Annotated in this window: 10 protein-coding genes; 3 read left to right on the forward strand and 7 right to left on the reverse strand. The window is 71.2% G+C overall.

Features of this window, described 5'->3' with window-relative positions; translation table 11 throughout:
• Window positions 1-8: 8 nt before the first annotated feature.
• The 6 genes from folE to dacB form a co-directional block, all read right to left on the reverse strand.
• On the reverse strand, window positions 9-581 hold the full coding sequence (gene folE / locus AOM05_RS09620) for a GTP cyclohydrolase I FolE (protein ID WP_062522015.1): 573 nt from the start codon (window positions 579-581) through the stop codon (window positions 9-11).
• On the reverse strand, window positions 578-2,644 hold the full coding sequence (ftsH, locus tag AOM05_RS09625) for an ATP-dependent zinc metalloprotease FtsH (RefSeq protein WP_062521661.1): 2,067 nt from the start codon (window positions 2,642-2,644) through the stop codon (window positions 578-580). Before ftsH ends, folE begins: the two co-directional genes overlap by 4 nt.
• Before the next feature lie 195 nt (window positions 2,645-2,839).
• A complete protein-coding gene (locus AOM05_RS09630) occupies window positions 2,840-3,667 on the reverse strand; it encodes an endonuclease domain-containing protein (RefSeq protein WP_082097419.1) in 828 nt (275 codons plus the stop codon).
• A gap of 241 nt (window positions 3,668-3,908) precedes the next feature.
• On the reverse strand, window positions 3,909-4,445 hold the full coding sequence (hpt, locus tag AOM05_RS09635; RefSeq protein WP_062522017.1) for a hypoxanthine phosphoribosyltransferase: 537 nt from the start codon (window positions 4,443-4,445) through the stop codon (window positions 3,909-3,911).
• A gap of 30 nt (window positions 4,446-4,475) precedes the next feature.
• Window positions 4,476-5,438 carry a tRNA lysidine(34) synthetase TilS gene (gene tilS, locus AOM05_RS09640; protein WP_228373253.1) on the reverse strand — a complete coding sequence of 321 codons (963 nt, stop codon included), beginning with the start codon at window positions 5,436-5,438 and terminating at the stop codon, window positions 4,476-4,478.
• 46 nt (window positions 5,439-5,484) lie between these two features.
• Window positions 5,485-6,885, reverse strand: a complete 1,401-nt coding sequence (dacB, locus tag AOM05_RS09645; protein ID WP_062521665.1) for a D-alanyl-D-alanine carboxypeptidase/D-alanyl-D-alanine endopeptidase — start codon at window positions 6,883-6,885, stop codon at window positions 5,485-5,487.
• 110 nt (window positions 6,886-6,995) lie between these two features.
• On the opposite strand from dacB, the gene AOM05_RS09650 reads away from it, so the two are divergent.
• A complete protein-coding gene (locus tag AOM05_RS09650; RefSeq protein WP_062292687.1) occupies window positions 6,996-7,520 on the forward strand; it encodes an inorganic diphosphatase in 525 nt (174 codons plus the stop codon).
• 280 nt (window positions 7,521-7,800) lie between these two features.
• Here AOM05_RS09650 and AOM05_RS09655 read toward each other — a convergent pair whose 3' ends face one another.
• Window positions 7,801-9,198, reverse strand: a complete 1,398-nt coding sequence (locus tag AOM05_RS09655; protein ID WP_156165136.1) for a C40 family peptidase — start codon at window positions 9,196-9,198, stop codon at window positions 7,801-7,803.
• A 251-nt stretch (window positions 9,199-9,449) separates the two neighbouring features.
• On the opposite strand from AOM05_RS09655, the gene AOM05_RS09660 reads away from it, so the two are divergent.
• Window positions 9,450-10,226 (forward strand): SGNH/GDSL hydrolase family protein, encoded by a 777-nt coding sequence (locus tag AOM05_RS09660; RefSeq protein ID WP_062521670.1) that lies wholly within the window; start codon window positions 9,450-9,452, stop codon window positions 10,224-10,226.
• Between the two features lie 69 nt (window positions 10,227-10,295).
• Entirely contained in the window at window positions 10,296-11,492 is a 1,197-nt protein-coding gene (gene metX / locus AOM05_RS09665; protein ID WP_082097420.1) for a homoserine O-acetyltransferase MetX, read from the forward strand.
• Window positions 11,493-11,655 lie beyond the last annotated feature (163 nt).

Here is an 11,655-nt window from a genome sequence, read left to right on the forward strand (position 1 = left end):
TGCCTCCCCTACTTGCCGACGATCAAGCTCATGGCCTCCGCGCGCGTCGCGCCGTCGCGCATGATGCCGCGGACGGCGGAGGTGACGGTGCGGGAGCCGGGCTTGCGGACGCCGCGCATGGACATGCAGAGGTGCTCCGCCTCGACCACGACGATGACGCCGCGCGCGCCGAGCTCGTCGACCAGCGCGTCCGCGACCTGCGTGGTGAGGCGCTCCTGGACCTGGGGTCGCTTCGCGAAGACGTCGACCAGGCGCGCGAGCTTGGACAGGCCGGTGATGCGGCCGTCCGCGCCGGGGATGTAGGCGACGTGCGCGACGCCGTGGAAGGGGACCAGGTGGTGCTCGCACATCGAGTACAGTTCGATGTCCTTGACCAGGATCATCTCCTCGTGGCCCAGCTCGAAGACGGCGCTGAGGACGTCCGCGGGGTCCTGGTGGAGGCCGCCGAAGAACTCCTCGTAGGCGCGCGCCACCCGGGCGGGGGTGTCGCGCAGGCCGTCGCGGTCGGGGTCCTCGCCCACTGCGGCCAGGATCTCCCTGACCGCCGCCTCGATGCGGGGCTTGTCGACGGACACAGTCAGCTGTCTCCGCGGTCGAGCGAGTCGCGCTCCAGGACGTCGGGCTCGACCAGGTCGGGCGCGGGGACGTGAGGCTCGGCGCCCGGGGTGACCCGTGCATCGTCCCCCTGCTTGGCCGTCTCGCCGGCGGGCGTCGCGATGGCGCCGCCCTTGACCTCCGCCGGGGCGGCGGTGATCCAGGCGCCGGAGATCCACTCGTCGCGGTTGGCGATCTTCTCGACGGGCTCGAAGATGGCGGCGAGCTCGTTCTCCCCGAGCGTCTCCTTCTCGAGGAGCGCCTCCGCGAGGGTGTCGAGGATGCCGCGGTTCTGGGTGAGCGCGAGGGTGGCCTCGGCCATGGCGTTGTCCATGAGCGCGCGGACCTCCTGGTCGACCGTCGAGGCGACGGACTCGGAGAACTCGCGGCCGTGGCCCATGTCGCGGCCCAGGAACACCTCGCCGGAGCTGCCGGAGAGGCGCACCGAGCCGATCCTGGTGGACATGCCGTACTCGGTGACCATCTGCTTGGCGATCTCGGTGGCCTGCGAGATGTCGTTGGACGCGCCGGTGGAGGGGTCGCCGAAGACGAGCTCCTCTGCGATGCGGCCGCCCATCGCGTACGCGAGGTTGTCGAGCAGCTGGTTGCGCGTCTTGGAGTAGCGGTCCTCCTGCGGCATCACCATCGTGTAGCCGAGGGCCCGTCCGCGGGGAAGGATGGTGACCTTGGTGACCGGGTCCGTGTGACGCATCGCCGCTGCTACCAGGGCGTGTCCGCCCTCGTGGTAGGCGGTGACGCGCTTGTCGTGGTCGTTCATCACGCGGGTGCGCTTCTGGGGTCCGGCGATGACGCGGTCGATCGCCTCGTCCATCTCGTCGGAGCCGATGAGCTGCTTCTCGCGGCGTGCCGTGAGGAGCGCGGCCTCGTTGAGGACGTTCGCGAGGTCCGCGCCGGTGAAGCCGGGGGTGCGGCGCGCGAGGGCGTCGAGGTCCACCTCCGGGGAGATGGGCTTGCCCTTCGCGTGCACCTCGAGGACCTTGACGCGGCCCTTGAGGTCGGGCGCGTCGACGCCCACCTGGCGGTCGAAGCGGCCGGGGCGCAGGAGGGCCGGGTCGAGGATGTCGGGGCGGTTGGTCGCCGCGATCATGATGATGTTGGTGTGGGCGTCGAAGCCGTCCATCTCGACGAGCATCTGGTTGAGCGTCTGCTCGCGCTCGTCGTGGCCGCCGCCCAGGCCGGCACCGCGGTGGCGGCCGACCGCGTCGATCTCGTCGACGAAGATGATGGCCGGGCTGTTCTTCTTGGCCTGTTCGAAGAGGTCGCGGACGCGCGAGGCGCCGACGCCGACGAACATCTCGACGAAGTCCGAGCCGGAGATGGAGAAGAAGGGCACGCCGGCCTCGCCCGCGACGGCGCGCGCGAGCAGCGTCTTGCCGGTTCCGGGCGGGCCGTAGAGCAGCACGCCCTTGGGGATCTTGGCGCCCACGGCCTGGAACTTGGCGGGGTTCTCGAGGAACTCCTCGATCTCCTTGAGCTCCTCGACGGCCTCGTCGACGCCGGCGACGTCCTCGAACTTCACGGTCGGGGTGTCGGGCGTGACCAGCGAGGCCTTCGACTTGCCGAAGCTCATGAGGCGGCCGCCTCCGCCGCCCTGCATGTTCGACATGAGGAACCAGAACAGGCCCACGAGCAGCAGGATCGGGAGGAACGTGAACGCGAGGGTCGCCCAGATGCTGGTCTGGGGGACCTCGGAGTTGTAGCCCTGCGCGGGGTCCGCGGCCTTGACCGCGTTGACGATCTCCTCGCCCTGCGGCTGCACGTAGAAGAACTCGACGCGGCCGTTGTAGTCGGCCCACTCCGACGGCGTGCCCTCGGGGAAGTCCGCGGAGTCGATCAGCGTGATCTCGACGCGCTGATCCCCGTCGACGATCTTCACCTGCTCGGCGAGCTGCTGGTCGAGCATCTCGAGGCCGACGGACGTGTCCACCTTCTCGACCCGCGGCGACAGCAGGCCGGACACCATCCAGCCCACCAGGAGCGCAGCCAGGACGTAGAAGAGGATGAGGCGGAGGTTGAGGACGTTCTTCATCGTGACCCCGACTCTACGCGGTGGGTCTGACACTGGGTAAAGGTTTCGCTCAGGGCTTGTCGAGAGTTTCCTGAGCGCCTCTCCACGCACTTGAGGCACTCCCCCACCAGGGTGTCGGCGTGTTGTCGGCGAGTCGCCGTTGTGGCCCCCGAGACGACGTCGCCCTCGGCGCCGTGCGTGGATAGGTGCACGCGGTCAGTACGCCAGCGCGGCGCGGACGTCGGCGATCACCCGCGTCATGTTCGCCATCACGTCCTGGTAGGTGAACCGCAGGACCCGGTATCCCGCCGCTACACACGCGCGGTCCCGGCGCCGATCCTCGACGAACGCGACGGGGTTGTCGTGGCGCTCGCGGCCGTCGGTCTGAACGACCACCTTGCCCTCGACCACGAGGTCTACTCGGCCCGCTCCCTCGATCCACACCTGGGACCGTACCGCCCAACCCTCCCCGACCAGGTTGACCCGGGTCATGGTCTCGAGGAGCGACTCGGCGCCGGGGTCCACATGGTCACGAAGCCACTGGAGGCGGGCTTCGTCGGTGATCGCGAAGGCGGCGAGGTCGCCAAGCGTGAGGAGCCCCTGACGGAGCGCGGCGTCGATCGCGACGAGCTGCTGCATCCGATCTGCACAGAGACCGAGCATGTCGAGTCCCACGGGCACGCGAACCTCCTCGGGCACGATCTGGTCACCGTGACGGTGGAGCACGACGTCTGTGGTCGGGCGTCGATCGTCGGTGCGGCGACCGCGATCACGCGGCACCACCAGGTGGACCGCCTTGTCACGCTTGATGACCGGCAGGCCCATCGCTTCGCACAGGCTGGTACAGCAGAGCTCCGCTCGGTAGGCGGCTCGAAGGATGTCGGCGCGCGAGGCTTTCGGCAACGCATAGCACCCGTAGATGGGGCGGACGATGCGCTGGGCGGCCACGGCGCGCGCCAAGGCCCGGCGGCTCACGCCTACACCGGTCAGGGTGCCGAGGCGAGCGGCACCGCCGAGAGTATCCAGTACACGCACCGGGTCCATGGCTCGACCATGCCGCCGCCGGTGCTCAGCTACCAGCGCGATCCGCCGACTTGGGGACAGGTGAGGACCTACCTCGCGGCTGGGGACATCGGTCCGCCCGCGCGTCCCTGAACACCTCTCCACATCCGCCCGGCTCCAGAGCCGTGTTTGCGGTGAGCCCGAGCGCGACACGCCGCCGACACGCCCAACACCAGGTGGGAGAATGCCTCACCCGCGTGGATAGGTGCTCGAGCGCGCGGGGCTACTTTTCGTAGACCTCGGGCTTGAGGACCGCGACGAACGGGAGCGTGCGGTAGTTCTCCGCGAAGTCGAGGCCGTAGCCGACCACGAAGTCCGGCGGGATGTCGAAGCCGATGTACTTGACCGGCACGTCGACCACCGCGGCCGCGGGCTTGCGCAGCAGCGCCGCCACCTCGACCGAGGCCGCGCCACGGGTCCGCAGGTTCCCCAGCAGCCACGAGAGCGTGACGCCCGAGTCGATGATGTCCTCAACAATGAGAACGTGACGCCCCGTCAGGTCCGCGTCGAGGTCCTTGAGGATGCGCACCACGCCGGAGGACTTGGTCCCCGACCCATAAGACGAGACAGCCATCCAGTCCATCTGCACGGTGGGCGGCATGCGGCGCGCGAGGTCGGCCATCACCATGACGGCGCCCTTGAGCACGCCCACGAGCAGCAGGTCCTTGCCCTCGTAGTCGGCGCGGATGGCGGCGGCCATCTCGTCGAGCTTGCGCCCGATCGCGTTCTCCGAGACGAGCACCTCCGAGAAGTCGCTCATGTCGTACTGGAAGCTCACGCTCGGCTCTCCTCAGGAGTTCGGGACATCGGGATGGCTGATGACCAGCCTGCCATATTCACGCCTGGCCTCGTAGCCGCCGGGGAGCGAGATCGCGCCCTGGCCCTTCCACGACGTCACCAGCGAATCCAACGCGGCCACATGAGTCGCGGTGAGCGGCCCGGCGCCGCGGTTCTCGGCCAGCATCTTGAGCATGCGGGTCCGGATCGCGTCGGGCAGGGCGGCGAGCATGTCGCAGCGCCACTCGTCGGAGCGCACCGTGGACGCGGAGACCGACATCGCGGACCGCGCCTGGCGGTCGAGCTCGTCCGCATCGGCCTGCAGCAGCGCCGCCGACCTCGCCAGCCCCGACACCACGCCGGGCCCCAGCACCTCCACCAGAGATGGCATCACGCGCGCCCGCAGCGCGGACCGGCGCGGACCGTCCTCGGAGAAGTTGGTGGGGTCATGCCACGGGTCCAGCCCCAGCGCCTGGCACGCGGCCACCGTGTCCTTGCGCCGCACCGTCAGGAACGGCCGCACGATCCGCCCGCGCCGCGCCGGGATCCCCGACAGCGCCCGCGCCCCAGACCCGCGGGCCAGTGCCAACAGCACCGTCTCCGCCTGGTCATCCATGGTGTGCCCCGTCACCAGCAGCGGCGCGAGTCCACCCTCGGCATCCATGCGCGCCTCGAGCGCCGCGTACCTGGCCTCGCGCGCGGCGGCCTCCATGCCGCCGGCGCGCCCGACCACCACGCGCTCGACAAACACAGTCGAGAGACCGGCCCGACGCACCTCGGCAGCCGCCCGCTCCGCCACCACCGCGGAGTCGGGCTGCAGCCCGTGGTCCACGATGATCGCCCCGGCGAACAGCCCCTGCTTCCGCGCCACGAACCCGACCGCGGCGGCAAGCGCCAGCGAGTCCGGCCCGCCCGACACGGCTACCCACACGCGCGTCCCGAGCTCCAGATCGCCCAGCGCGTCGCGCACGGCCACCCGGCATGCGGCTACGGCGGGATGGGGTCCCGTCAACGGATTGCCCTCATCCCTCACAGCCGCATTCTGCCAGCGCGCCCAGGAAGTCGTCGAACGCACCCATCGGCGCATCCTGCCCGTACGGCATGCCGTCCGCGAGGATCGCGACCGCCAGCGGCCGCCCGTCCGCCGTCACGAGCACCCCCGCGATGGCGGTGACGCCGGTGAGCGAGCCGGTCTTCGCGCGCCAGTACCCGGCGGGCGGCAGGCCCTCGTACCGCTCGGCGACGGTGCCCTCGAGCCCCGCGAGCGGCAGCCAGTCGAGCAGGCCCGACAGCGACGGCTCGTCGCGCGCGGCCAGCAGCGCGCCGGTCATGGTCGCGGGCGAGATCTGGTTGCGGTCGGAGAAGCCCGCGCCGTCGTGCAGCTCGAGCCCGTCGACCGTCACCCCCAGCGCCTCCAAAGCAGCGGTGATCGCGCGCGCCTCCCCCGCCGGCGTCGCCGGCTCCCCGCTCGCGAGCGCGAGGTTCCGCGCCACCTGCTCGGCGACCGTGTTGTCCGACACAGATAGAAGGTGTCGCGCGACCTCCGCCAACGGCGCGGATTGCACCGCGGCCACCTCGACCGCCCTCGCACGGGACGATGCGCGGGTCGCCTCCCCCTTCACGGTCACCCCGCGCTCCTGGAGACGTTCCACGAACAGCGACCCCGCATGCAGCGACGGGTCCTCGGCCCGGGCGACGTAGTTGCCCTCGGTCAGCCGGGCGCCGTTGACCGCGAGACCGGACACCGGCCCGGCGTATCCCATGGTGAACGCGTAATCGGGCCACTCCTTGGGCCATGCCGGGCCGGGGAACGCGTCGTCGTCGACGCGCACCTTGACGGCCCGCGCGCCGTCGCCGGTGACGCTGTCGAGCGCGGCGACCACCTCGTCGGCGAGGTCGCCCAGGCCGGCCCAGCCGTTGGCGGCGTCCTCGGCGGACGCGACGTCCCCGTAGCGGCCGGCGTCCGCGGCGAGCATGACGTCGCCGCCCGCGACCAGCGTGAGCGTGCGCGTCGAGGCGTCCCAGGTGACCTCGGTGGTGGTCGTGTAGTCGGCGCCCAGCTGCGAGACGGCCGCGACCGCGGTGATGAGCTTGGTGGTGGAGGCGGGGACCTGCGGGTCCGCGGCGTCCACGTCCGCGTAGACCGTCCCGTCGAGGTAGTCGACCACGGAGATGTTGGTCGAGGTCCCGGTGCGCGAGTCCTCGCGCACCGCCTCCGCGAGGGCCTGGACCTCCGACGCCGAGGGCCGGGGAGCGTCGGCGTCCAACCCGGCCGCCGCATCGTCCCCCTGCACGGGCGCGGGCGCGACCGGGGAGGCCGTGATGAAAGGCGCCTGGGGGATCTCGGCGGGCTGCGCGGTGATCCAGCCGGGGACCACGTCCTGCGCGTCGAGGAACAGGTAGCCCCCGCCCAGCGCCAGCATGCCGACGCCTACCCCTGCGATGATTCCGCGCACCCACGACCTCCGAACATGCGCCAGACTAGTACCGTTCCTCACCAGGACCTCTGACCTAACGCTTAAGGACGCCAGGCATGGAATTCGACGTCACCATCGAGATCCCGAAGGGCTCGCGCAACAAGTACGAGGTGGATCACCACACCGGCCGCATCGTGCTGGACCGCATGCTGTTCACCTCGACGCGCTACCCGGACGATTATGGCTTCATCGACGGCACGCTCGGCGAGGACGGCGACCCGCTGGACGCGCTGGTGCTGCTCGAGGAGCCCACGTTCCCCGGCTGCCAGATCCGCTGCCGCGCGCTCGGCATGTTCCGCATGCGCGACGAGGCCGGCGGTGACGACAAGGTCCTGTGCGTGCCGGTCGGCGACCAGCGTCAGACGTGGCGCCAGGAGCTCACCGACGTCTCCGACTTCCACCGCCTCGAGGTCCAGCACTTCTTCGAGGTCTACAAGGACCTCGAGCCCGGCAAGTCCGTCGAGGGCGCCAAGTGGGTGTCGCGCGAGGAGGCCGAGGAGGAGATCCGCTCCTCCTTCGAGCGCGCCAAGGGCACCCCGTTCGCGCACATGAACCCGCTGTACCCGCCGCAGGAGCACTGAGGGACGGCGCCCGCGAGCGCCTCTCCACCAGCTTTGTGCACTGATCCACCAGCAAGGCCCGGATTCGGCAGCAGATGCTCGCGCATCGGCCGATCCGGGCCTTGTTGTGTGGAGAGACGCGCGGGGGCCGAGAGCCAGCCACCGCTGATTCGCTGCGCACGGTCTGAGCTCCGACACGCCGCCCCGGAGGGACGATGCGCGGGCTGGGTCCCGCGTGTCGCGCGGCTGACCGTGCGGACCGAATTCGAGGGGAGAGCGTGCGGACCGAATTCGGGGAGGGCTACGGCCTTCCGATGAAGGGCATCATGTTGCCCGCCATCCAGCCGTACAGCGACCGCACGCCCGCCGGCTTGGAGTAGTTGACCGCCTCCATGACCTGGCCGTTGCCGATGTAGATCGCCACGTGGAAGATGGTCGACGGGTCCGAGGTGTCCGTCGCGTAGAACACCAGGTCGCCCTCGCGGATCTGCGAGTACGCCAGGTGCGTGGTCGCGAGGTACTGGCTGCGCGAGGACCGCGTGATCCACTGGCCCGCCACGGACCAGGACTCGGACGTCACGCCCGAGCAGTCGTACTTGGGGCCCGAGCCGCCCAGCAGGTACTCGCGTCCGACCAGCGTGAGCGAGTGCTGCGCCGCCTTCACGCCCTGCGCCGCCGTCGAGTTCCACGTGGTGCCGGGCGTCTCGGGCTTCGGGGTCGACGTGGTGGTCGGCTTGGGGGTCGAGGTGGTGGTGGTCGGCTCCGGCTCGGACGTCTTGGTCGCGGTCGGCTTGGGAGTCGAGGTCTTGGTGGCCGTGGGCTTGGGAGTCGAGGTCGACGTCGAGCCCGGCGTCGAGGTCTTGGTGGGACGGGGGCGCGGCGTCTCCGAGGCGGCGGCCTCCTCGGCGGCCTGCTGGCGGGCCTCGGCCTCCGCCTGCTCGGCGGCGGCGCGCTCGGCCTCGAGGCCGGCCTGGCGCTGCTCCTCGAGCGCGACGGTGACGCCGCGCAGCTCGGCCAGACGGTTGACGGCGTCGGAGCGGGTCTCGGCCGCCATCGCGACGGCCTCCTCGGCGTGCTGCTGCGCGTCCTGCGCCTCGGCGTACGAGGACTTCGCCTCCTCGGCGGCCTCGGCGGCGGACGTCGCGGCCTCGTCGGCGTAGGAACGCATGGTGGTCGCGACCAGCTCGGCGGCCTTGACGCGCTGCACCCACATGTCGGCCTCGTCGGAGCCGCGCGAGAACGCCTCGGTACGGGCGATGACGTCGTCGACGGTCTCGGCACCCACCACGGCGCCGATCTGGCTCATCGAGCCGGCGTCCCTGTAGGCGGCCTGCGCGACGGACGCGAGGTTCTCGCGCGCCTCGGCGAGCTCCTTCTCCGCCTCGGCGGCGCGCTCGTTCGCAGCGTCCAACGTGTCAGCGGCGGCGTCGGAGGCCTCCTGCGCCTGCACGTAGTCCTCGCCCGCGACCAGGGCGTTCGCCTCGGCCTTGTCGCGCGCGTCCGCGAGCGCGGCGATCGCGTTGTCGAGCTCGTCGATGCCGGCGGCGAGGTCGTTCGCGGCCGCGCGGGCCTCGTCGATCTCGGCCTGGCCCGGGTAGTCCTCCGCGCGCGCCTGGTGGACGGGTCCGGCCACCACCACTCCGCTCGCCACCGCGAACATGGTCGCGAGCACGAGCATGCGCCTCAGCCCTACCGTCACATCAACCGCCCTAGTCACATCAGTTCACATCTGTCACACGAGTCACGTCCGCCCCGATACTAGGCGGATCCCCGCAAAACGTGAAGCCCCCTGTGCCGCATCTCACGCCGGCACATGGGGACCTCTCCCCGGACATCGGCGACCCTGCCGCCCGACTTGAGCCCCGCATCGTCCCCCCTGGACAAACCCTGGACAAACCGGGTCTTCCGCCCATCCCGCCCCGTGGCTACTCTGGCCGCGAGGGGGCAGGCATGGCGCGCAATCGCTCGGGGGGACAGGGCTGGCTCGCCCGCGATCATCGCGGGATCACCGGCTGGGGGCTGCTGGTGGCCGCGTTGGTGGTCATCGGGATCGGCGGCGCGTACGCGTACGCCCAGGCGCAGCCGGCCCCCGCCGCGCAACCGGGCGCCACCGCCTCCCCGGTCCCGAGCTTCAGCGCGCCGTCGCACGTGACGCCCATCGCGCTGTTCATCGGCGACTCGTACACGGCGGGCGTGGGCGCGACCGAGGAGAGCGACCGATGGAGCTCGATCGTGTCGCGCGAGCTGGGCTGGCGCGAGGTCAACTACGGCCGCTCCGGCACCGGCTACGCGGCCACCGCGGGCCTCACCGGCTGCGGTCGCACGTTCTGCGGCGACTACCGTGCGTCCATCTCGGAGGCGGTGGGCGACCAGGTGAGGCCGGACATCGTGGTGATCTCGGGCGGCTACAACGACGGCTCCCGCTGGAACGACAACGTCGACCAGACCATCGCCGCGATCGACGCGACCTACCTGGCGGCCCGGCAGGCGTACCCGGAGGCGGAGATCATCGCGATCGGCCCGCCTTGGCTCGACATCGAGGCCGAGTGGAAGACCGAGTTCGACCTCGCCGTCTCCGCCGCATCCGGCGTGGTCGACGGCACCTTCATCTCCCTCACCCGCCCGCCCGTGCTCGACGACCCGGCCATGGCGCTCGGCGACGGCGCGCACGTCAACGACCTGGGCCACCAGGCGATCGCCGACTGGGTGGTGGATCAACTGTCGTAGGGACGATGCGGCGGCCGGGTCTCCCGGCACCGCGCCTCGCGCGCGCGCACGACCTCTAGGCTGAGCGCCATGGATGACGACGGCATCGAGACCGACGCGCTCGCCGCTGACCAGGGGCCCGGCCCCGGCGCGCCGATCCCCGCGAGCGCAGCGTGGCGCGAGGGCGACCACCCGGGCCGGCGCATCTTCTTCGCGCTGGGCGACCTGCCGCTCGAGGCCGACCCGCTCGGGGTCCTCCCCCAGACGGTCCTCGCCTACGAGACCTGGGGAACCCTCAACAAGGCGAAGGACAACGCCGTCTACGTCGCGCACGCGCTCACGGGCGACAGCCACGTGTTCGGCCCGGCGGAGCCCGGGCACCACACGGGCGGCTGGTGGAACGCGATGGTCGGGCCGGGCAAGCCGATCGACCCGGAGCGCCACTTCATCGTGTCCGCGAACGTGGTGGGCGGCTGTCAGGGGTCCACGGGGCCCGCGTCGGCGCACCCCGAGGACGGGCGGCCGTGGGGCTCGCGCTTCCCCTACGTCACCATGCGGGACATGGCGCGCGCCGAGATCGCGCTCATGGACCACCTCGAGATCGACCGCTGGCGGCTCATGACCGGCCCGTCGATGGGCGGCATGCGCGCGCTCGAGTGGATCGCGATGGCGCCGGAGCGCGTGGGCGCGATCGCCCCGGTGGGCTCGACGGGCGCGACCACCGCGGACCAGATCGCGTGGTCGACGGCACAGCTCGCCGCCATCCAGGCGGACCCGAAGTTCCGCGGCGGCGACTACTACGACGCCGCCGACGGCGATGGCCCGCACGTGGGCATGGGCATCGCGCGCATGATCGCGCACACCACGTATAGGAGCGCGGGCGAGCTCAACGAGCGCTTCAACCGCTCCTACCAGGGCGATTCCGACCCGCTGGGCAAGGGTGGCCTGTTCGCGGTCCAGTCCTACCTCGAGCACCACGCGCGCAAGCTCGCCCGCCGCTTCGACGCCAACACCTACGTGCGGCTCGCGCAGGCGATCCAGTCGCACGACGTGGGCCGCGACCGCGGCGGCGTCGAGACCGCGCTGGCCCGCTACACGGACCCGGCTCTGGTGATCGCGATCGACTCGGACCGCCTGTACCCGATGGCGAACTCGCAGCGCCTCGACGCGGCGCTGTCCGGCTCCAACGGCATCAAGGTGGTCCACTCCCCCGTAGGCCACGACGGCTTCCTGGTCGAGGCCGCCCAGATGATCGCCTTCATGGACGAGTTCGAGAAGTCCCTCTAGCCGCTACCGAGCACCTGTCCACGCGCCTGAGGCGCTCCCCCACCAGAATCGCGGGTTTCCGGCCCCAAAGGGCGCGCAGGGACGATGCAGCGGTCGCCTCGCGTGGAGGAGTGTCCGCCCTACCCAAATGTCCAGTTTTGCGTGACATGTCCCCCACGCCGGG

Source organism: Demequina silvatica, assembly GCF_000971215.1.
GTDB classification, from domain to species: Bacteria; Actinomycetota; Actinomycetes; order Actinomycetales; family Demequinaceae; genus Demequina; species Demequina silvatica.

Excerpts from the sequence above, each read along its gene's own strand:
- ftsH (WP_062521661.1), bottom strand. The coding sequence starts at position 2,644 with ATGAAGAACGTCCTCAACCTCCGCCTCATCCTCTTCTACGTCCTGGCT.
- AOM05_RS09630 (WP_082097419.1), bottom strand. The coding sequence starts at position 3,667 with ATGGACCCGGTGCGTGTACTGGATACTCTCGGCGGTGCCGCTCGCCTC.
- hpt (WP_062522017.1), bottom strand. The coding sequence starts at position 4,445 with ATGAGCGACTTCTCGGAGGTGCTCGTCTCGGAGAACGCGATCGGGCGC.
- dacB (WP_062521665.1), bottom strand. The coding sequence starts at position 6,885 with ATGCTGGCGCTGGGCGGGGGCTACCTGTTCCTCGACGCGCAGGACGTG.
- AOM05_RS09650 (WP_062292687.1), top strand. The coding sequence starts at position 6,996 with ATGGAATTCGACGTCACCATCGAGATCCCGAAGGGCTCGCGCAACAAG.
- AOM05_RS09660 (WP_062521670.1), top strand. The coding sequence starts at position 9,450 with ATGGCGCGCAATCGCTCGGGGGGACAGGGCTGGCTCGCCCGCGATCAT.
- metX (WP_082097420.1), top strand. The coding sequence starts at position 10,296 with ATGGATGACGACGGCATCGAGACCGACGCGCTCGCCGCTGACCAGGGG.